Source organism: Myxococcales bacterium, from assembly GCA_012517325.1.
Taxonomy (GTDB): Bacteria; Lernaellota; Lernaellaia; order Lernaellales; family Lernaellaceae; genus JAAYVF01.
Map to the genome: position 1 here is coordinate 22,933 of JAAYVF010000013.1, position 21,261 is coordinate 44,193.

General features: G+C 58.7%; 15 protein-coding genes. 7 read left to right on the plus strand and 8 right to left on the minus strand.

Features of this window, described 5'->3' with window-relative positions:
- The first annotated feature begins 23 nt into the window (after positions 1-23).
- Positions 24-2,729, plus strand: coding sequence for a PAS domain S-box protein (locus tag GX444_03230; protein NLH47597.1), 2,706 nt, complete (start codon positions 24-26; stop codon positions 2,727-2,729).
- Between the two features lie 207 nt (positions 2,730-2,936).
- Positions 2,937-3,683, plus strand: a complete 747-nt coding sequence (locus GX444_03235; GenBank protein NLH47598.1) for a formylglycine-generating enzyme family protein — start codon at positions 2,937-2,939, stop codon at positions 3,681-3,683.
- Here the strand turns inward: GX444_03235 and GX444_03240 are convergent.
- Positions 3,657-5,060: a deoxyribodipyrimidine photolyase gene (locus GX444_03240; protein NLH47599.1), complete on the minus strand. Its 1,404-nt coding sequence runs from the start codon at positions 5,058-5,060 to the stop codon at positions 3,657-3,659. The two genes, GX444_03235 and GX444_03240, sit on opposite strands and share 27 nt — an antisense overlap.
- Before the next feature lie 24 nt (positions 5,061-5,084).
- A complete protein-coding gene (locus GX444_03245; protein NLH47600.1) occupies positions 5,085-6,368 on the minus strand; it encodes a hypothetical protein in 1,284 nt (427 codons plus the stop codon).
- Positions 6,369-6,571: 203 nt separating this feature from the next.
- Between GX444_03245 and GX444_03250 the strand changes: the two genes are divergently transcribed.
- Both GX444_03250 and GX444_03255 read left to right on the plus strand, forming a co-directional pair.
- Positions 6,572-7,648: a D-alanine--D-alanine ligase gene (locus GX444_03250; protein NLH47601.1), complete on the plus strand. Its 1,077-nt coding sequence runs from the start codon at positions 6,572-6,574 to the stop codon at positions 7,646-7,648.
- Positions 7,626-8,114: a GNAT family N-acetyltransferase gene (locus GX444_03255; protein NLH47602.1), complete on the plus strand. Its 489-nt coding sequence runs from the start codon at positions 7,626-7,628 to the stop codon at positions 8,112-8,114. The genes GX444_03250 and GX444_03255 overlap by 23 nt, the downstream gene beginning before the upstream one ends.
- A 29-nt stretch (positions 8,115-8,143) precedes the next feature.
- On the opposite strand, the gene GX444_03260 is transcribed toward GX444_03255, so the two are convergent.
- The gene (locus GX444_03260) at positions 8,144-11,548 is read right to left on the minus strand and encodes a PAS domain S-box protein (protein ID NLH47603.1); all 3,405 of its coding nucleotides are present in this window, start codon (positions 11,546-11,548) and stop codon (positions 8,144-8,146) included.
- Between the two features lie 398 nt (positions 11,549-11,946).
- Here GX444_03260 and GX444_03265 point away from each other — a divergent pair, with 398 nt between their 5' ends.
- The gene (locus GX444_03265; GenBank protein ID NLH47604.1) at positions 11,947-12,828 is read left to right on the plus strand and encodes a hypothetical protein; all 882 of its coding nucleotides are present in this window, start codon (positions 11,947-11,949) and stop codon (positions 12,826-12,828) included.
- A gap of 12 nt (positions 12,829-12,840) precedes the next feature.
- Here the strand turns inward: GX444_03265 and GX444_03270 are convergent, their stop codons facing one another.
- The gene (locus GX444_03270) at positions 12,841-13,116 is read right to left on the minus strand and encodes a hypothetical protein (protein ID NLH47605.1); all 276 of its coding nucleotides are present in this window, start codon (positions 13,114-13,116) and stop codon (positions 12,841-12,843) included.
- A 254-nt stretch (positions 13,117-13,370) separates the two neighbouring features.
- Positions 13,371-13,913, minus strand: a complete 543-nt coding sequence (locus GX444_03275) for a helix-turn-helix domain-containing protein (GenBank protein ID NLH47606.1) — start codon at positions 13,911-13,913, stop codon at positions 13,371-13,373.
- Between the two features lie 349 nt (positions 13,914-14,262).
- Here GX444_03275 and GX444_03280 point away from each other — a divergent pair, with 349 nt between their 5' ends.
- Positions 14,263-16,170, plus strand: a complete 1,908-nt coding sequence (locus GX444_03280; GenBank protein NLH47607.1) for a tetratricopeptide repeat protein — start codon at positions 14,263-14,265, stop codon at positions 16,168-16,170.
- 9 nt (positions 16,171-16,179) lie between these two features.
- Here the strand turns inward: GX444_03280 and GX444_03285 are convergent, their stop codons facing one another.
- Positions 16,180-16,689, minus strand: coding sequence for a hypothetical protein (locus GX444_03285; protein NLH47608.1), 510 nt, complete (start codon positions 16,687-16,689; stop codon positions 16,180-16,182).
- 167 nt (positions 16,690-16,856) lie between these two features.
- On the opposite strand from GX444_03285, the gene GX444_03290 reads away from it, so the two are divergent.
- Entirely contained in the window at positions 16,857-18,143 is a 1,287-nt protein-coding gene (locus GX444_03290; GenBank protein ID NLH47609.1) for a PQQ-binding-like beta-propeller repeat protein, read from the plus strand.
- 1 nt (position 18,144) lies between these two features.
- On the opposite strand, the gene GX444_03295 is transcribed toward GX444_03290, so the two are convergent.
- Complete coding sequence (locus tag GX444_03295; GenBank protein ID NLH47610.1) at positions 18,145-18,876, minus strand: glycosyltransferase; 732 nt, start codon at positions 18,874-18,876, stop codon at positions 18,145-18,147.
- A complete protein-coding gene (locus GX444_03300; protein NLH47611.1) occupies positions 18,873-21,107 on the minus strand; it encodes a DUF2723 domain-containing protein in 2,235 nt (744 codons plus the stop codon). The genes GX444_03295 and GX444_03300 overlap by 4 nt, the downstream gene beginning before the upstream one ends.
- Between the last annotated feature and the right edge of the window lie 154 nt (positions 21,108-21,261).

Consider the following 21,261-nt stretch of genomic DNA (forward strand, 5'->3'; position numbering starts at 1 on the left):
AATATATTCCAAAAGGATCGGGCGTGAACTCCAATACCTTGCAATTGCCGTTTGATCGCGATTTTTTCGATCAAGTGAACGATGCGATCATCGTCACCGACGCGGCTTTTCGCATTGTTTTCTGGAACAAGGCCATGGAGCGGATCTTCGGCATTTCCCGCGCCGACGCCGAAGGCCGGTCGGCCCAGGAATTATTGCGTTCCCTGAATCCGACTCAGCCGCCACCGCAAGTGGCGGACGCCATTGACCGAACCGGCTTTTGGCGCGGTCAAACCTCTTATTCGGTCCGTCAAGGCGAGCGTATCTGGATCGATTGGTCCGTGACTCGGCTGCCCCTGCCGGAAAGGAATCAGTTCGCGATTTTCGCGATTGCCCGCGACATCACCGAGCAACGACAACTCGTCGACAATTATGCGACCGCCCGGGATCAATATCGGTTGCTGTTCAATGAAATGATGAACGGCTTTATGCTGATGCAAGCCATCCAGAATGAGCAGGGGGAAATCGTCGATTTGTTGATGCTGGACGCGAATCCGCCGTTTTACAAGGCGATCTCGATCCCCCGGGAACAATTCGTCGGCAAGACCATGTACGAGCTGATCGGCGACCGCGCCGTTCTCTGGATGCAGAAAGCCAATCTGGTTCGGCAAACCGGCAAACCCGAACGTTTCGAATACCATGCCGTGGTGTTCGGCAGTTACGTGGAAATCAATCTCTTCAGCCCCCAGGCCGATCAATTCGCCGCCATCGTCATGGACGTCACGGAAAAGCGACAGGCCTATATCGAACTGCAGAAAAACCAGACGTTTTTGTTGAACGTCATCAATCACCTGCCGTCGGCCATCTTCGTCAAGGACGCGCCGACCGGTCAATTCGTCCTGGTCAATCGCGCCAACGAAACCCTGATCGGCCGGCCGCGCCAGGAATTGATGGGCAAAACCGACTACGACTTCTTTTCGAGGGAACAAGCCGATTTTTTCCGGCAAAAAGACTGGGAAGCCTTTGAAAAAGGCGAAGCGATCGAAATCGTCGACGAGCCGATCGACAGCCTGACGTTGGGCCGCCGCTACCTGCACACCATCAAGGTGCCGATCTTCGACGCCGAACACCGCCCCCAATTTATAATGGGAATCGCCGACGACATCACCGAACACAAGGCCATAGAAGAAGCGCTCCGGCAAAGCGAAACGCGTTATCGCACGCTGTTTCACAGCATGCCGGAAGCCGTGATCATGCTCTCGCGCGAGGGCCATATCCTCGACTGCAACCTCGCCACTTCGCACATCACCAGACTGCCTCGCGAACACTTGATCGGCGCCCGCTTTCAGGATTTGGGGCTTTACCGGACCGAGGACCTGGACGCCATGCAGCATCTCCTGGCGACGATTCTGGCGGAGCGAAAAGGCCCGGCGTTGATCCTGGAAATCCGGACGCCGGACGGCGAGCGGCGCTGGGTCGAGCATCACATCGTGCCGCTTTTAACCAACAACGAAGTCAAGGCTTATCAGGTTCTGGCGCGCGATATCACCGAAGCCAAAAAGGCCGAGGCCGAACGCGAACGGCTGCAACAACAGTTCTTGCAATCGCAAAAGATGGAAGCGGTCGGCCGCCTGGCCGGTGGAGTGGCGCACGACTTCAACAACCTGCTGACCGGGATTCACGGTTATGCGGAAATCGCCTTGAAATCATTGCACGGCAGCGATCCGTTGCGCCTGGAAATCGAGGAAATCCAACGCGCCGCCGAGCGCGCCTCATTTCTGACGCAACAGTTGCTGGCTTTCAGTCGCAAGCAGATGATCAATCCGCAACCGCTCGACCTCAACGAATTGATCGGCCATTCCATCCGCATGCTCGAGCGCGTCATCGGCGAGGACGTGCGGCTGATTTTCGAACCCGGCGATCTGCAGGGTTCGGTCAAGGCCGACGCGCATCAACTCGATCAAATTTTAATCAACCTGGCCGTCAACGCCCGCGACGCCATGCCCAACGGCGGCCGGCTGACCATTGCGACCGCCCCGCTCACCCTGAGCGAAGAGGAATGCCACGCCAATCCCGAAGCCCGCCCCGGGCGCTTCATCTTGTTGACGGTACGGGACACCGGGACGGGAATGAGCCCTGAGGTGATGGAACACCTTTTCGAGCCCTTCTTCACCACGAAAAGCAAGGACAAGGGCACGGGTCTGGGATTGGCGACAATCTACGGCATCGTCAAGCAAAACCAGGGCTGGATCCTGGTCGAATCGGCTCCCGGCGCCGGCACCGCGTTTCATCTTTACTTTCCGTGGTCGCCGGAAACCCCGGCGCAGTTGACCGCCGAGCCGGTCAACGCCGCGCCGCACGGCTGGGAAACGATCCTGCTCGTCGAGGACGAATCGCTGGTTCGCGGCCTGGCGAAAAAAGTGCTCACCCTTCATGGGTACCAAATTTTGGAGGCGGCGGACGGCGGCAGTGCCTATCTGCTGGCCAAACAGCGCACGGATCCGATCCATCTTTTATTGACCGATGTCATCATGCCGGAGATGAACGGGCGCGATCTGTACCAGAATCTGCAGGACCTGAAACCGGAGATGAAGGTGCTTTTCATGTCCGGTTATCCCGAGGACATGATCGGCGAACACGGCGTCCTGGATGAAAAAATCCCCTTTATCAACAAACCGTTTTCCCTCCAAAGCCTGGTCCGTAAGGTGCGGGATGTCCTGGACGGAACGGCGACGCCGCCGGCCGATTAAAAAACAATCTTTCACTCCGCCATTTGACGCCGCTATAATGGACCGATGTCAGCCGATACCAAAAAACCATCCGCACACGAAGCCGATCGCGGTGTTTGCTTTCCGCGCCTGGGAAGATGGCTGGCCGCGTTTTTTCTGCTCGCGTTTCCGGCCTGGATCTCATGCTCCGGCGACTCCCCGCCGGCCGTGAGCAAATCGGGCATCGAAATGGTCCCCCTCTCCGCGGGTCGCTTCCTGCGCGGCTCGCCACTCAATGAACCCCGGCGGCTATCCGATGAGGTCGAACAATGGGTCGTGATCGATCGGCCGTTCGCGATCGGGGCCACAGAAGTTACCCAGGAACAATGGCAAAAGTTGATGGGCGTCAATCCCAGCCGGTTTAAAGACGGCGGGCCGGCGTCTCCGGTTGAAAACATCACCTGGTTCGAAGCGGCCGAGTTTTGCAACCGCCTCTCCGTCGCCGACGGATTATCCCCGTGCTATCGACTGAAAAGAAACGGCGTCCTCTGGTCGGTTCGCTGCCGGGGATACCGCCTACCGACGGAAGCGGAATGGGAATACGCGGCGCGCGCCGGCACGACCACGCCTTTTGCCGCCGGTTCCTGCCTCGAGACGACACAAGCCAATTACCACGGCGGCTATCCGCTGCCTTCCTGTCCGGCCGGAGAAAACCGCGAACAAACCATGCCGGTGAAGAGTTTCAAGCCCAATCCGCTCGGCCTTTACGAAATGCACGGCAACGTCGCGGAATGGATTTGGGATTGGTATGCGCCCTATCCGGGAAATATTACCCACGACCCCACGGGACCGCGGCTGACCACCCTGCGGCGCGGCGTTCGCGGCGGCAGTTGGTTCGATCCGGCGACGTTTTGCCGCGCAGCCTATCGGGGCAAAGCCGCCCCCGATGCCCGCAGTCCGCTGGTCGGCTTACGGGTGGCCCGTACCCTGCCCTGATTTCGCTGCCGCTCGCGAGAAGCGTTTCGCGATTTTCTCGACCTGGCGAACGTAGCCGTCGGCGTCGAATTTCCGGCGCAGTCCTTGGTCGTTCATGTAGCGAATTTTCCCGAAGACGGCCCGTTCGCCCCAGGCGCGGTCGTGCTTGCCGAAGCACCAGGCGATGCCGGCATAGCCGTTCGGATCGCGGCCGTCCAATTCGTACTTATCGTTCAGCCAAACGGCGATCCGAAAGGCCTCCTCGGGCGTCGGCGTCCATTCGAGAATCTTCTTTCCCCAATACATTCGCAGGTAGCCGGGCATCCGGCCGGTGAGAACCATTTCCCGTTGCGCGGCGTTCCAGTAGGGGTCGTGCGTCCGGGCCTGTTCCCAATCCTCCGGCGAGTAGTGATATTCGCGCGGATCGCTCCGGTGCTCGTGCAAGGTTCGGAGAGCCCAAGCGGGCAGACCGGCCAAATCGTCGTACCAGGGATTGAAGTGGGCATGGTTCATCGCCAGTTCGCGGCGGACAATCAGCTCCTCGAGAAACGCTTCCCGGGCCGGGAGTTTTTTTCGCCGCACCCTCAATGCGATCGTCAGCGGCGAGATTTGCCCGAAATGCAAGTACGGACTGAGCCGCGAGGTGGCGTCACGGGTCGGATCGTTGCGCAGCCTTTCGTAGTCGTTCAATCGTCGTGCGGCGAACCGCTCCAGCAATTCCAGAGCGCGGGAAGTGCCGCCGGGACAATCGGCGACCGGCGGCACGTCACGCGCCACCCGCAACCGCGACAAAATGCCGGCCGGATCGAGCGGGAGTTCCTCGCCGGGCAGTTCCAGATGGATCGACGGGCAACGGACGGGCGTGGACGTCAACGGTTGCAGGAATTCCGGCAACAGCCGGTGGATCTTCGGCCGCAGCGTATAGGCGCCGAACTCTTCTTTTCGACTGGCCAATTCCACCGGCACGACGACATCGCTTTCGACCTGAATCAACGGCCGGTTCAGTTTTTGCGCCAGATCCTGCCGCCAGGCCCGTTGGTGGCGCAGATAGCCGCAATCGGTGACGACCAGCGAAGCCTGGTCGGCCAGCAGGGGTACGACCCGATTCGGCCGCCCCTGGCGAACGGTCAGGCGGATACCGCGTTCGGCCAGTCGGGATCGGGTTTCGAGCAACCCCTGTAAAAGAAAAACGTAATGCCGGAGATTGGCGCCCGGATAGTCGTCGACGAGCGCGAAACACACCACCAGCGGTTGCCGGCGTTCGTTGGCGGCGCGAACCGCGAATTCCAAGGCATGGTTGTCGAGCGCCCGCTGCGATTGTTGCATCCAATAAAGCACGTAGCGGCCGGCGGTCGGCGCCTGGCGATTGAGGGCTTGAATTCGGGCCGGGTGAATCATGGCACTCCCCGCGGAACCGGCGATTTACTCCGGGAAAACCATCCGGGTGCGGAAAATGTACGTCGGGCTCAATTGACCCAAGAGCCAGATCGTATCCGGTCCTCGGAGCGGCGAACTGTAATTGTAGACCCAAAATTCGGCGGCGGAATCTTGCAGCAGACCCGGAAAACAGGTGTCGCCGCGCGAAGGGAAATCCAGCACGAACTCGACGCTCAGGGATTCGGGATCAATTCGCCAGAGCGCGGTCCGCTTCGGCGCGATCCAATAATCGAGCTCGTACAGCAGATGTTGCAAAGCCGGCGAAAGGTCGTCATACCCGAGGTCGTAATCTCCGGTGCCGTTCAGATTGCGTCGCCCGATCAGGTACACTTCCTCGCCGTGCCGGAAAACGAGCGGCGAATCGTACTTCCGCGGATCGTTGACGCACTCCCAATCGCCCAGGTTGTCGGCCGCGGCCCGGCAGATATTGGTGCCGAAACCGCGTTTGTCGCCCATCTCGTTGCGGCTGACCGCCACCAGCGAACCGTCGTCCAGAAAAACGAAATCGGTCTCGGAACTGCCGCCGGTGATGACGACCGGCTGTCCCGGAACCACCGGCTCCCATTGATAGCCGTCGGCAGTGGTCAACCAATGAACCTCCATCGGTTCGGGATCGACATCGTAGATGTTCTCGCCGCCGACATAGGTCAGCAGGTACGGCACGTCGTCGATGACCTTGGCCCGCCAGGGGATGAACCCTTCCTCATAGAAAAATTCCGGCTCCGACCAATCGCCCGGCCCCCGGTACTCGGTGACCATCATGCCTTGCGGCTGGAAATCGAGCGGGTTCGTGCCGAGAACGGCAAAGTACAAAAACAGCTTACCGTTCCACGATAGCAGGCGCGGTTCGCGCAAGTCGGCCCCCCGGTGGATGCTCGTCTCCAGATCCCATTGCGCCTGATCGGCGCTGCTGACGACATAGAGCGTGGCCTGGTCGCTCGCGAAATGGGAAGGCGCCGTGCGAAACGCCAGAAAGACGCGGCCGTCGTGGCGCGTGACGTCCAGGTTGTTGTTGGCCGGCTGCAAATCGACCGCCGCGGGCAGGCCGTCCGACGGCACCACTTTTTCAGTTGCGGAGAGAACCGGCGGCGCGGGCGTCTCTTCATGGTCGTTGTCGTCGTCGTTGTCGTCGTCGGTTCCGTCCGCGGCGGTGTCGTCGTCGGCCGGCGAAGGGTCGGCGCAATCGCAATCCTCGTCGGATGAGCAACCCGCGCCGAAACACCAGAGCGACAGAATCAGAAATAGGAACAGCCTGGAGATATTTTTCATTTATTTCCCCTATCCTGACGACCAACCCGGATTATTGTCACCCTGCGCGAGGCATTGGCGCTCGGTCGATGATACACAAACCTTTCAGGCCGGAACAACAACCATTTGCCTGACGATCCGGAATTCCCTTGACATCATCACCGGCGCCCTTACCATAGCCTCAAATTTGATCAATCGACGGCGAAACGGATATACCGGCAATCATGAAAACGGCTGTTGCCCGCGACGGAAAAAAACGGATCGCGGTCATCCACAATATCGATTTCCTCTCCCGGCCGGCGACCGCCGGGCCCGATGAACCTCTGACTTTCGAGGCCGACGCCGAGGTCGCGCAAACCGCCGCCAAAATCGCCGAAATCTTGCGCGCGCAAGGGCACGAAGTAACGATCCTGCAGGCCAGCGATTCACTGGATCACCTACCCGCCGAATTGCGTCGCCTGAGCATCGAGGTCGTTTTCAACCTGGTCGAGACGCTGGCGAGCGACGCCTCGCGCGAGGCCGAGCTGCCGCTGCTGCTCGAAGCGCTGCAAATCCCTTATACCGGCAATGGCCCACGGGCTTTGCACCTGGCGCACGCCAAGGACGAGACCAAAAAACTGCTCGCCGCCCAGGGCATCCCGACGCCGCAAGGCCTGGCGATTCACCGGATCGGCGATCTTTCACCCGCTCTCGTCGCCGGTTTGCGCTTCCCTTTGTTCGTCAAACCGGCCCGGACCGACGGTTCCATCGGGATCGATCAGGATTCCATCGTGCGCGACTTTTCCGCCTTGCACCGGCGGGTCGCCTGGCTGCTGGAACACTTGCCGGCGCCGGCGCTCGTCGAGGAATATCTGCCGGGCAAGGAAATCAACGTGGCCGTCTTTCCCGATCCGTTCGCGGGCCACGTGGTGCCGACCGAAATCGTGTTCGATTGCTTTCCGGCCGGGCACGAACCGATCGTCACCTACGATTGCAAGTGGCTTCCCGAATCGCCGGAATTCGCGGCCTATTCCCGCCCGTGTCGCGACGATCTGCCCGCGGAGCTGCGCGAGGAAATTTTACGGATCGCCCGGACGACGTTTCTCGCGCTGGGCGGCACCAGCTACGGACGCGTCGATATGCGGCTGAACGAGCAAGGCCGGCCGGCGGTGATCGACGTGAACCCGAACAACGACCTCGACCCCGAAGCCGGCCTGGCGGTCGCCGCGCGATCCGCCGGAGTCGAATATCCGGATTTGATCGCCCAAATCCTCGCCGGCGCATCCTTGAAGGGAACCCATGAAAATCCGACCCATTCTTAAACAAGACCGCGAGCCGTTGGCCGCCCTGTTGCGCCGCACCGACAATTTCACGTCTGAAGAAGCGGCGGTTGCGCTGGAATTGATCGACGATTCCATCGAACGGCCGGATTCCAGCGGTTATCGCTGCCTGGTGGCGCTGGACGAAAACGGTCCGGACGGCTCGGACTACCTGGGATATGTCTGTTACGGCTCGACGCCGATGACGACGCATACCTACGATTTGTACTGGATCGTCGTGGACTCGACCCATCGCGGCAAGCATATCGGGCGCCAATTGCTGGCCGCCATGGAGGGAGACTTGCAACTGATCGGCGGCCGGATCATCCGCGTCGAAACGTCCTCGCAGGAATCCTATCAAGGCACGATGAAATTCTATGAGAAAGAAGGTTTTGTGGTCGCCGGGCGGATTCCGAATTTTTATAAGGACGGAGACGACCTGCTGATTTATATCAAGGCGTTATCATGACTGCAGGCCGGCGGCCGCCACGAAGCCGATTAATTCTCCAAGGCCTGGCGAATTTTTAACGACAGGGTCTCGATCGAAAACGGCTTCTGAATAAAGTGCGTACCCTCTCTGAGCGCCCCTTGGTGTGCGATGATGTCCTCGGTGTATCCCGACATATAAACCACTTTCAATTCCGGAATGATCTCCCGCAAGCGATTGTACAATTCCTTTCCGTTTAGGGCCGGCATGATCACGTCGGTGAGCAGCAAGTCGATTTTCCGCGCCATGGCGAGACAATGCTCTTGCGCTTCCGAGAGGGTTGCCGCAGCCAGTACCCGGTAACCCAATTTGCGCAGGATCTTTTCCGCCAACCGCCGGACGGTGTCCTCGTCCTCGACCACCAGGATGGTTTCCCGGCCGGTCGCCAGCGCCGGCGAATGCTCTTCCAAGCGGTCTGATGCACGTTCGGCCGCCCGCGGCAAATAAATATTGAACGTCGTGCCGATCCCGGGTTCGGAATATACGCCGATCACCCCCCGGTTCTGCTGCACGATGCCATAGACCATCGCCAGCCCCAAGCCGGTGCCTTTGTCCTTGTCCTTCGTGGTGAAAAACGGCTCGAAGATGTTTTTCAACAAGGTGGAATCCATGCCGATCCCCGTGTCGCTGATGGACAACAGCACATAATCGCCCGGAACGATCTCCGGATGATCGGCGCAGAAAAACTCGTCCAACCGGCAGTTCGCGGTCTTGATCGACAGGATGCCCCCGGTCGGCATGGCGTCGCGCGCGTTCACCGACAGGTTGACCAGAATCTGGTCGATTTGATGCGGATCGGCCATGACCGCCCACAGGTCGGGCGCGGGGTTGAACTGCAACTGGATATCCTCGCCGATGATCCGCCCGAGCATCCGTTGCGCCCGGCTCAGGACGTCATTGAGGTCGATGATTTTCGGGGCGATCAATTGTTTTCGGCTGAAGGCCAGCAACTGCTGGGTCAACGCGGCGGCTCGATCGGCGGCGTATTTGATTTCCTGCGCATCCTGAAAGAGCGGATCGGCGGGCGGCAAGGCCAGCGACAATATTTCGGCATAACCCTGAATCGCCGTCAGCAAATTGTTGAAATCGTGCGCCACCCCACCGGCCAGACGGCCGATTGCTTCCATCTTTTGCGATTGCCGCAATTGCTCCTCGAGCTTCCGTTTCTCCTGTTCGGATCGCTTATTGTCGCTGATGTCGATGACCGTGGCGATCACCGCTTTTTCCGCCGGCTTACCGATGGACGCCAGGCGAATCCAGGCATCAAACAACACGCCGTCCTTGCGGACCCATTTGGTCTCCGTCTCGCAGTATCCAAGCGGATTGTCCAAATGGTAAGCGATTTCGCCGACGCGTGCGTATTCTTCATCGCTCGGGTAAAGAACCCTGGCGCTTTGGCCGATCAGTTCCTGTTTGTCGCGCCCGAGCATCGCGGCCATCGCGTCGTTGTACCAGTCCAGGATGCGATTCCGCACCACGCCAATCCCGATCGGCGAGGAGGAAAAGATCGCCCGCAACGTTTTTTCCGACTCCGCCAAGGCGTGTTCGGCCTTTTTACGATCGGTGATATCGCGGCTGACGCCGACCATGCCGATCGGCTCGCCCGAATCATCCAGAATCGGCGACTTGATGGATTCAAAATATTGTATGCCGCCTTCCGGCAAAGGATTTTCCTCTTCGAACCGCAATGGCCGCTTTTCGCGAAAAACGGCTTCGTCGCTACGCCGGCAGTATTCCGCCAGATCGGGAGGAAACAATTCCGCGTCGGTTTTACCGATCAACTCCTCGGTAGTGCGACCGACCATCCGCTCGAATGCCCGGTTGACCAGCATGTTGCGGCCTTGCTGGTCCTTGAAATAGACGATGTCCGGGATCGCCTGCAATAGGGTCTGCAAATGGGTGGTCTTTCTGGCCAGCTCCATTTCCGCATTTTTTCGGTCGGAAATATCGTGCACGATTGACAAAATATGCGGCTCACCCCGGATATCGAGCAATCGGGCGGACATCAATCCGGGCGCGATCCGGCCGTCTTTCAGCCGGAAGTTAGCCTCGAAATCACGTACGAAGCCATCCTGCCGCAGCCGTTGGATCAGTTTCTCGCGATCCGCCGAGTCCGCCCAGATGTTGATTTCGATCGAGGATCGACCGATCACATCTTCGCGCGTATAGCCGGTCAGATCGGTAAAGCCTTGATTGACGTCCACATAGAGACCATCGACCAGACGGTTGATATTCATCGAATCGGGGCTGGTATGAAACGCCAGGCGAAACAGTTCCTCGCTGCGCGAGGAAGTGTCCTCGAAAAGTTTGCGATCGGTAACATCCAGGAAGACGGCCAGAATTGCGGACGTATTCCCATTCAAATCGGTCAATGGCCGCGCGGACACGATGATATAGGCCCGCGAACCGTTCGGCCGAACAATTCTCAAATGGTAGACGTCCGAATGCCCCGCCACCCGCCGGCGGGTTTGAGCGCGCAGAATCTCCGCGTTTTCCTGGTCCACGAATTCGAAAAAGTTACGGCCGGTCAATCGGCTGTCGAAAATCCGTTCCGCGGCCGGATTGACGAAAAGGAAATTGTCCTCCAGATCGACGATCCCTACCCCTTCGGTGATTAATTCCACCAACAATCGATAACGCTCCTCGCTGGAACGAATCATTTCCTCCGTGCGCTTCCGGTCGGAGATGTCGCGGATGATGACCAGAACGGCTGGACGGCCCTCGAATGGAATGCGACTGGCGTGAAAATCGACTTCAACTTGGGTGCCGTCCCGGCGCTTCACCTTGCTTTCCACAATCGCCATATTCCGCTCGCCGCCGGAATACCGACGATAATATTCCTTCACGCGATCCCATTCGTCCGCGGTGAAAAACCGCTCCATTTCCCGGCCGATGATTTCCTCCAGCGAATAGTCCAACAACTCCACCAGACGCGGATTGGCAAAACGAACCCGGCCCGCCTCGACTACGCAAAGGCAATCGCTGGCGGCATCCACCAGGGCGTGATATTTTTCCTCGGACTCCCGGAGTTTGTTTTCGGTGCTCTTGTATTCGCTGATGTCTTTAATGATTGAAATCGTCCCGAAGAAATCGACTTCCGGAAGTCGGAGCGGTTGCAGTAGCCAATCCAGCCAGATTTCTCTGCCCAGTTGATTCACTGAACGGATTTCACCACGCCAGACGTTTGTCCGCTGAAAATCCTCCTGTGCTTTCTCGAAGACCTTTGCCGAACCCTTGGTAATAAGCACCTCCTGCAGCGGCTTCCCTAAAGCCATGGTTTCTTCGATGCCGAAGAGCCGGATCGCCGCTGGATTCCAATAGATAATGAAGAACTGACTATCCGTCACAACGATTGTGTCTTTAAATTCATGAAAAAGATGAAGATGGCGGTAGACTTCCTTGGATGCGATCAACACGATCTTCGCCTCAACACTTCTTTAATAGCCGATCCAAAGCATTTTCTCTTCCATTTCAGTTCGGCGGTATTTTCGCGAAGAATGAGTAAAAATTACTACCTTTTTCATCCTCCGCATCCCTGAAATGTAAGGTTGTCCAAACAAAAAAACTGACCCCAATATGAAAAAAGAAAAGATAAATGGCATTGGAATATACATTTGCTTAATAATATCAATTAGTTAAGAGACTTTTACAGAAAATGAGCCATTGCGAATAAAAAAAATTATAAAAATTTTAAAAAAAATGTTGACAGCAAAAATAAAAGAAGATATAGAAGATACAGATTATATGAAAGCCTATGGATGGGCACTTAAAGAGGCAGTAATCAACACCCTATAAAAGGGAAAGGGAGCAAATAATGAAGATGCAGAAATTCTACGTCCTGGCGAGTGTAGTGTTGGCGGTCCTGGCGTTCAGCGCCGTCTCTTATGCCGGAGTGCCGGTCGTCATCGGCGACTACGTTTGGTTCGATGCCAACGGCAACGGCCAACAAGATGATGGTGCGGATGCGGGTATCAACGACGTGCAGGTTCTGTTCTTCCGCGACTACGACTGCAACGGCATCATCGACGGTTATGATGAGCTTTACGACTACGACTTCACCTCGAACGACGCGGCCGGTAATCCGGGCTATTACCAAATCGCCGGCTACAGCAGCTTCTGCTTCGTGGCTTTCCTTAATGAAAGCACCGTTCCGGCGGACCTGATCCATACGACGGCGACGGAACTGGGTGTCGGCCAGTCCACCAGTAATCAGTTCTGGGTCGATTTCGGCCTCGGCTACGAGATCATTCACGAAGCGGATTTTGTCTGCCCGAAGACCATCGGCTTCTGGAAGCAGCAGTTCACCGCCAAGAAATCGGCGAAATACACCCCGGCTGAAATGGCGGCGATCGTTGACCTGGCGCTCGAGCTGACCCCGGTATTCAATTCTTACGAAGAATTCCCGTACTACCTGAACATCAACGGCAATGCCGGTCCCTTGGCTCGCGCGAAGAAACAATTCGCGGGCTTGACCCTGAACCTGGCGGCTTACGAACTTCGCAACCAGATCAGCTTCAAGGCCGGTATGCCTGACTTCGCCGAACTGAATTCGGTTCTGACCGACGCGGAAACCGTTAGCGAAGCGTACACCGAAATCGAGAGCTACATCCTGGACGGCGCGAACCTGGAACTGGCCAATGACCTGGCCGATGCGTTGAACAACGGCATGGGCCTCAACACGACCTGCGCGGACTAAACGGATTCGGGTTTACCCGGAAGAAGATGGGGTTATGGGGATGCGGGCGGTAACCAGAAGCAAAGGGGTAGTTCTGATGAACTTGATTGACAACATGATTGAATACAGCGTGTCCGGTTTGCTGATGTTGCTGCCCGTTGCATTGATCATGGCGACAATCGTTCGGTTGACGTAGCGAAACAAAATCGCGCCTGACCAAACGTCAGCCATATTTACCAGCCCGCTTCGGCGGGCCTTTTTTTTATTGATCGCGCCAATTACTCGTTTCGTTGCTTGGCCGGTCGGCAAACAGGCGATCCTTTATCCCCTGTTTGAAAGAAGGGCTGGGAATAAGCCGCCTAGGACCTAAACCTTTCACATCGGACGAGCCATTGGAGCGAGCGGGGAATCCCTACGCGGCGGGAACGAAGAGTCGCTTCGGTGGGCGACAACCGGCCGAGGAGACGAGCCGGCAAACAACGCGAGAAAAAATACGGTTTAAATACAACAAGGGCAGGCTTCTCAGCCTGCCCTTGTAATCGACTTTATACGGTTTAAACCGATTATCGTTGATCGACGAATTGGATCAGTCGGTTTTCTTCCTCGAGGTTTAGGGCCGCGAAACGCATGCCGATGCCCAGATTCTCTTCTTTCGGCTGCAGGTAGGCGATGTCCCCTTGCCATTGGGCGCCGCCGAGCGGCCCGTCGATGACCGAAACGTTCAACTTGAACAGCCCGAAGGGAATCATCAGCGCTTTTTCGCCATGGACCACGAGTCGCGCGCCGCCGCGTGAAAGATCTTGAATCACGGCTTCGTAGGGCCCATAGGCCTCGCCGTTCCGCACGAACAAGCGAGCCGGTTCATTGCAGAGAATGCGCCGGAACTTACGCTGCCAGGGCGTTTCGCCCTCGCCCAACAGATCGGCCGGCATCTGATTCTTGGCCATGAAACGGTACAACCCCGCGGTGGAAATCCGCCGCTCATTGCTGCCTGGGAAACGGAACCCTTCCAAACGGTTCTCGTCGAACCATTTGATCACCGTGTTGATATTGACCCCAAGCAGGCGAGCAACTTCACCAGTCGTGTAGATTTTCTTGGTTGCCATGGTTTTCCCTTTCCAATCCGTTGATCTGCTCCGTCGTGCCGGAACGGAACAGCAACAGTATAATGACTCATCACTCCATAGTTCGCATTCGCGTATTTTTCAACCCACTCCAAATCAATTTGGAGCCAATGGAAGTATTGCAAGTTTTATCCTTATTGTCAATGATTTTCTCATTCCTATTAAAATTGCATTTTAAAGCTGGGAAAATCGTTGAATCAACATTCCATAATCATTACAATTAATTAGACAATTTTCAATTATTTCCCACCTCATGATCCTTTTGTCTTTTTTCTATGCAATGGGGTCAAATCCTGATAAAACCGGCAGGCAAATCCAATTGAGGCCATTCATGACGCAAAAAATCCGCTTTTTATTGATCGCTTGCACGATCATTTTCCCGCTTTTTATGACCACCACCGCGCATTCTCAGGCACCGGAAACCGAGGATGCCGCCTGGGCAAAAATTCAAAAGCTGCTGGTGGAACCGGATGACAACCGCGATGACCTGTTCAATCTGCTGGACGCATTCCGCGAAGCCTATCCCGAAAGCGCGCACAAAGACGAAGTGGCGTTATGGATGTTGAAGATAACCACCGACTTCAAGGATCCGAATACCGTCCGGTTCGTCGACATCCTGGAAAGCCTGGCGCAAAGCGCCGCCCAGACCGAAGTCCGCGGCGAAGCGCTTTTCTGGAAGGCGCACATTCTGTACAGCTCCGTCAACATTCAGGACGGCTTGGCCGGGTTCCGGCAATACCTCGAACGTTTTTCGGACGGTCCCCGCGCCGACCAGGCGCGCTTGTTTCTATCGTTGGAAGACAAGATCGAGGAAACGCGCCGGAATTTTCTGACCGCGATCCACGCGACGCTGAAAACGGTCGCCGAGAAAAAAATGTTCGAGATCGGTTTGCGGGTGCAGCTTTATTCCAACTCGCTGGACGCCCGCCTCGCGTTGACCGCCGATCGCGGCAGTTCCATCCGCGCCACCGCGCCGTGGATGAATTTCCACCTCTACACCGGCGCCGAGGGCTTGTTCGTCCACCTGCCCGACGACAAGACCCTGCTCCGTTTTCCGACCGATCTGCACATGAAGCCGACCCTGGTCTGGAACGCGGATCAGATCAATCTCGGTTTCATTTCCACCCAGCAGCCGGCCGAACCGAAGCCGACGGTCGACGTGAAGCCCGATGAGGTGATTCCGGTGCTGGCCGATCGCCTGGCCACACTGCACCTGTCGCAATCCGGGCGCGATTTCCGCATTTACAACGTCGGCCTGTTGCCGCCGGCGAGTCAGGCGCCGAGTTCCGTTTTTTCCTTCGACCGCGACAATCGGCTGGCCAACGTTTTGTTCAACGACCGCCACGGCGCGAAACTCCTGGAGGTGAGCGAAATCACCTTCGCGCCGCAACCGGATAAATCGCCCGTCAAAGCTCCCGCCAAACAGGTGCGCGAATTGGCGATTACCGACATATCGCTGGCCAATGCCGGCAGCTATCTCTTCGCGACGATCGAAAAACGCAAAGCCGCCATTCCCGATTACGAGTCGCTGATGCAGGCCAAACCGACTGTCATGGCCCTGTTGAGCCAGTTGGACGGCATTCTTTCGCTCGTGCGCGCCAGCGTCACCAACGAGGAAAAGCTGGCGCAGGTCGACGCGCAATTGAAGGCCGGCCCGGCGGACGCCGCCTTGCTGTCGCGTCGCGCGACCCTGCTGACCGATCTGCGCCGGCTGGATGAAGCGGAGCAAGCCGTCGCGCAAGTGAAAACCGCGCTCGGCGAAACGCCCGAAGCGATCTTGCTCGAAGCCGAATTCCTGGTCGCGAAAAACGAACCGGCCCGGGCGCGCGAACTGCTGGCGACGGCCGTCGCGAAGTACCCGCAAAACGGGGCGTTGCTCGGCCGCTACGCCCAGTTGTTGTTCTACGAAAACGCGTCCGAGGCGATGCGTCTGGCCGCCCAGGCGATCGACCTGGATCCGACGCAGACCGACGCCTACCGCTTTCTGGCGAGCGTTTATCTCAAGGTGGGGATGACCGACGAAGCCTTGCGCGTACTCAACGCCGGCATTCAGAAAGCCGCCGCGCCCGATGAACTGCGCACCTTGCAGGGATTGATTCTGTTCAATGCCGGGCGGCTCGAAGAAGCCCGCGAAGCGGTGAAAAGCATTCTGGATGCGCCGCCGTCGGAGCAGACGCCGATGGCGAAGATGATCGAGCTGATGGTCAACCTGAAAAAGGCGGACGCCGGCCAGCCGTGAAGCGGCGGGTTATAGATAACACGCGTCCACACATTCCAGTAGCGAATCGCAATTATTCGTTTCGTCCGCGAAACAGGCTTGGGTGCATTCTTGTACTTTCTTCGGCAGGCCGGGGTAGCAAACCCAGATGGCATATTCAGAGTAAGTCAGCGCGCATTCTTCAAAGGGGCCATAATAGTATCCCCAAAAGCAGTCGGGTGCGTCGGTAGCCATGCAGGTATCCACGCAGGTATCGGACCCGGAGCAACCCGCTTTTGTCCCTAATTCACTGTACAAAGCCGCGATGCAGTCCTCAACGCAATCCTTTCGCCATTGTTCGAGGTTTTCATCGCAACCGTAATACTTGAATTTGTCGTAGTCCATGCAGGGTTTGTAATCCGAGATGTCATAGTAGTTACTACAAGCCAGTTGCGCCTCCGTGGCCTGATGCTTGGTTTTTTTCCCGCCGCCGCAAGCCGTGAAAATAACGGCCACGAAAACAAGCAGGCAAATGAAACACGCGAATCGACGACCTTTCATGGATCTTCCCTCCGAAATGAAAAAACAATCAACTGGGAAATGCCTATTCTTTTATCATCTTAATCTCGGGCATACAAGCGGCAAGGCCGGGTAACGCCGGGTAACGCCGTTGACAGACCGGCGATTCGCAACAACAGTAGGCAAACATCATCCGTAAGGGAGCACTATTGGCGAACAGAGGACTGATCCGGGCGGCGATTGTTCTGGCGGCGCTCTTTTTCGCGGCCGTCGCGGCGGCGGCACCGCGGGCGCTTAAACCGGTCTGGCAAACCGAATTGGGCGAACCGGTGACGGACGCCGTCGCCGCCGGAAACCGGTTGTTCGTCGGCCACGCCGCCGGCGTCCGCGCCTGCTCCCTCGCCGATGGGCACGAACTCTGGAAAGTCGATGCCGCCGGTCTCACAAGCCTGGCCGCCGACAATGACAATCTCTGGCTGATCGCCGGAACCGCGCTACGTCGGCTCGATCCCGCCACAGGCCGCGAGCAGGCCGCCGCGACGCTCGAAAGCGGCGGCGCCCTCCTGGCGCCCGCGCCGTTCGAAAATCGCCTGCTGCTGGAAATCGCCGGCGGATCGCAGGTGCGCGACGCCGCATCGTTGCAATTGCTGTATCAAAGCCCCGCCCCGCTCTTCGGCGAGCGGGCGGCGTTTTTACGCCAATCGGGCCAATGGCGCGCCCGGCTCGACACCGGGCGGCGGCAAATCTTTTTCGTGGAAAATGGCCGCCTGCGCGCCGTGGACGCGGCGACCGGCAAACCGGCCTATACCGTCGCGGAAGCCGTCGACCTGATCGACTGGCCGACGGTGCACGAGGATCGCGTTTTCGCCGTCAACGCGAAAAAAATCCATTGCTTCGCCACCAAAAACGGCAAGCTCCTCTGGTCGAATCGCTTTGCGGCGCCGAATCCGATCGACCCGGCGATCCTCACCAACCGCGCCGATTCGGCCGCCTTGAGCGACCTGCCCTGGCACCAGCGCCTTTGGAAATGGGGCAAACGGCTGGCCGGCGCCGATTGGGAAGACCTGCTCACGTTGCATTACAAGAACGGCCTCGTTTTTTATTTCATCCATCGCAACAAGTTGCATCTGTCCCATCCCCTGCCCGACGAGGTGACGCTGATCGCCGACGACGGACGCTTCGTTTTTTGGCTGTATACCTTCGTCGACGAGAAGGACGGCACGACGAAGAGCGTGCTGATGCGTCATGACAAGGTGAAAGAGATGCTCTACGGCCGTTCGGCGGTCGCCGGGCGCGGCAGCGGGTTTACGGTTTTCGGAAATAACCGCCTGTACGCCGAGCTCGCGCCCGGATATCTGGCCGAACTGACGCCGATCGAATTGGAGCCGCGGGGCGTGTCGGTGTTTCCGGAGGATGAATTGCGGACGTTGCTCGAGGCCGGCTCGCGGATCGTCGCGGTTTCGCGCCTCGGCCGCATCCACGTCTTTCCGCGCTGAATTAGCGGGTATACCCGCCGCTCAACCAACGCCAACGAATCCGGGCCAATTCCAGCAGGCTGCGCGGCAAGTCCACCGCCAGGCGAACCTTGGTTTCGGGGTTGTTGGTCCAGACGACTGGAATCTCGCGGACCGTGAAGCCGAGCCGCAACGCCAAAAAGAGGATTTCCGCATCGAAGCTCCAGCGGTCGATCGCGCTGTGCGCGAACAGTTTTTCGGCCGCGTCGGCCCGAAACAGTTTGAAGCCGCAGGTGATGTCCGTGAGGCCGGGAGTGAAAAACCGCAAGGTCATTTGTCGAAAGACCTCGCCCAGCATTTTCCGGTATTTCGGTTGCGGCACCGGAACCTGGCTTTGATCGGTCTTGCGCGTGCCGATGACGATGCTCGCGCCGGCTTCACCCAGCCGCAGAAATTCGCCGGCCACCTCGATCGGCACCGACAGGTCGATATCGGTGAAAAGGCGCCAGCGTCCGCGCGCCGCCAGCATTCCGGTTTTCACCGCATAGCCCTTGCCGCGATTGACCGGCAGGCGGATCAGCGCGGCGTCCGCCCGGCCGCGCAACAGGGTTTCCACCCGGTCCGGCGTGCCGTCGCGGCTACCGTCGTCGACCACCAGCAAATCCGCCGCCAATCCCGCCGTATCCAAAAAGCGCAACAACGCGGTCAGGCCGGCCTCGAGCCGCCGCATTTCGTTGTAAACCGGAACGATGATGGTCAAATCCGTCGGGGTCATTTTCCTTCCGTCGTCGTTGGCTCGACCGGCAATCCGCAATCCTGGCCGAACCGTTTGATGGCCGGATGTCCGGGTTCCAGCCGGCGCAATTGATACAAGGTCGCGGCGACATCGCCGCAGCGGTTCAACTGCCGGTAGGTCGCGGCGGTCAGCACCAGGTTTTCCACCCACTGCCGCCGGTTCAGATTGCCGCGGCGGTGCTGCGCCAACACCGACAGCGCTTCCGCCGGCATGCCGTTGATCAGATAGGCGTGCGCCAGCGAGATCGCCAGATCCAAATTGGCCGGCTGCAAGGCGAAAGAGCGGCGGTAATCCGCGAGCGATCCTTGCCGGTCCTTGAGGGCGGCGTGCAACTGGCCGCGGTAGTAATAGCACGGCGCGCAGAGCGAATCCAATTGCAACGCCTCGTCCATCTCGGCCAAGGCGTTTTCATACTGTTTTTCGGCCAGGTACACCAGGCCCAGAAACGAATGATATTCGGCGAAATCGGGGCGGATGTGCAGCGCCAGCTTGGCTTCGGCCTCGGCCGCCGGCCAGCGCCTAGCGTCGACCTGCAGCTTGGCGCGCAAGTGGAAGGCCCGCGAATAGATTTCCTGCGCCGTCCAGTCGTAGCCCCGCGGCGCTACCAGCGGGCTGTTCAAGACCGTCAGAAAATATTTGCGCCAGAGATCGCGGTCCGCGGCCGTCTGGACGCCATCCCACGGTTCCGCCGCCAACCGGTAGATCACGCCGTGGGGAGTCAGGTTCGCCGGCTCGATCAGCGGCTGCGTCTCCCAGCCATAATCCCAATAAACGCCGCCCGGCCCGGCGCTGGCCAGCAGCATGCGTTGCGCGTCGCCCGGCCGGTTCGGATCGTAATCCGCCAATCGCAACGCCGGAAACCGCCGCGCCAGTTCGTCAGGATACGCCAGCCAGACACGATGAATGAAGCGGACGTCGGGGCGCCATTTCTCGATGAGCTGTTGATAAAACATGTTGTACGCCAGGGCATCCTGAAATCCGACGAGAATCGCGCCGGTCGGCAGCGAGGCGAGAACGCCGTTGCCGTGCCGTTGCGCGAGATCGTGGGTATGGCGGTCGCATTCCGCCCAATTGCGCCCAACACCCCAAACCGCGACGCCCGCCGACAGCAACGCCGCCGCCGCGATCAATCCGGCGGCCCCGGACTTCCCGCGGCGCGTCGCCCATTGCCCGAGCCGGGCCAACCCCAACCCGCCCAACAACGCTTCCAGCAAAAACAACGGGATGTAGCCGAAGGCGCGGTACCAATCCTTGATGTAAAGGTAGAGGTGGCCGAAGAAAATCAGGATCACCAACAGCGCCAGGCGCGGCGCGCGCGCCGCCAGCACGCCCAGGCCGATCAGCGCGCCGACGGCGAGGACCGGATTGAGCTGGTCCCAGAAATGGGAAAACAGGCTCTTCAAATCGAACCCGATCCGCTGCCAGGGAAAATGATGAATGACCCCCGAGTATTTGCGGCCGGTGATCTGCGCCAGGAAGGCATCCCACGTTTCGGGATTGCCGTAATCGTAGGGCAGACCGGTCGACGAGCGAACCGGCAGATAGGCGAAAACGGCGAACCCCAGAAAAAAGAAACCGATCATCAGCAGCAGGCCGCGCCACCGGAGTCGCCAACGCGAGCCGACGCAGAGCGCCAGGCCGAACGCTGGCGCGTAAAGGATCTGCACCATGTGGATGCCGCACGACAGTCCGAGCAGCAAACCGATCGCCGCCGGCCAGCGGTAATCGTCCGCCGCTTGGTAGGCGAGCGCCGCCATCCAGAGCAGGCCGGCCAACACGGCGGCCTGCAGCGAATAGACCTCGGCGACTTCGCTCCAGGACCAGAACGCCGGCGAAAAGGCGAAGCCCAGGGCCGCGACCGCGCCGAACAACCGCGCCGGGACCGGCGCCGCGAAACGCAATGTCTCCAGCCAGGCGACGGCCGCCCGATACAAAAGAAAAACCGCCGCCAGCGCGCCGAGCACGCTCAGCAGATTGGCGCGCCAGGCCAACGTGGCCAGCGGCAGAAAACTCAGCGCTTTCGACAAGAGGGAAAAAGTCGGCGAACCCGCCGGATGGCCGATGTCGAGTTGATGGCCGAGCAGGCAGAATTCCATGCTGTCGCGCCAGAAGATACCCGGCGCCATGGCGGCCAGGTAGACGGTAAAAACGGCCAGCCCGCCGGCGATTACGGCCGGCCGGTGGAAAGATCGCTGGGTGGAATCGAACAAATGGTTTCCCGCATCCTGCCGGCGCGCCGCCAAACGGCGCGGGCGTTTTCATCCGCGACCGATCGCTGCATCGGTGTTTGACCGCTAGGTTAGACCGTTTCGCGGCTCGGAATCAATCAGTTTCGCTGGCGGGCGGAAATCCGGCGGCCGGCCG

What these genes read in the sequence shown, in the direction of transcription:
- GX444_03235 (NLH47598.1), top strand. Translation starts at nt 2,937, where the DNA reads ATGGTCCCCCTCTCCGCGGGTCGCTTCCTGCGCGGCTCGCCACTCAAT.
- GX444_03265 (NLH47604.1), top strand. Translation starts at nt 11,947, where the DNA reads ATGAAGATGCAGAAATTCTACGTCCTGGCGAGTGTAGTGTTGGCGGTC.
- GX444_03280 (NLH47607.1), top strand. Translation starts at nt 14,263, where the DNA reads ATGACGCAAAAAATCCGCTTTTTATTGATCGCTTGCACGATCATTTTC.
- GX444_03250 (NLH47601.1), top strand. Translation starts at nt 6,572, where the DNA reads ATGAAAACGGCTGTTGCCCGCGACGGAAAAAAACGGATCGCGGTCATC.
- GX444_03295 (NLH47610.1), bottom strand. Translation starts at nt 18,876, where the DNA reads ATGACCCCGACGGATTTGACCATCATCGTTCCGGTTTACAACGAAATG.
- GX444_03240 (NLH47599.1), bottom strand. Translation starts at nt 5,060, where the DNA reads ATGATTCACCCGGCCCGAATTCAAGCCCTCAATCGCCAGGCGCCGACC.
- GX444_03275 (NLH47606.1), bottom strand. Translation starts at nt 13,913, where the DNA reads ATGGCAACCAAGAAAATCTACACGACTGGTGAAGTTGCTCGCCTGCTT.
- GX444_03255 (NLH47602.1), top strand. Translation starts at nt 7,626, where the DNA reads ATGAAAATCCGACCCATTCTTAAACAAGACCGCGAGCCGTTGGCCGCC.
- GX444_03245 (NLH47600.1), bottom strand. Translation starts at nt 6,368, where the DNA reads ATGAAAAATATCTCCAGGCTGTTCCTATTTCTGATTCTGTCGCTCTGG.
- GX444_03285 (NLH47608.1), bottom strand. Translation starts at nt 16,689, where the DNA reads ATGAAAGGTCGTCGATTCGCGTGTTTCATTTGCCTGCTTGTTTTCGTG.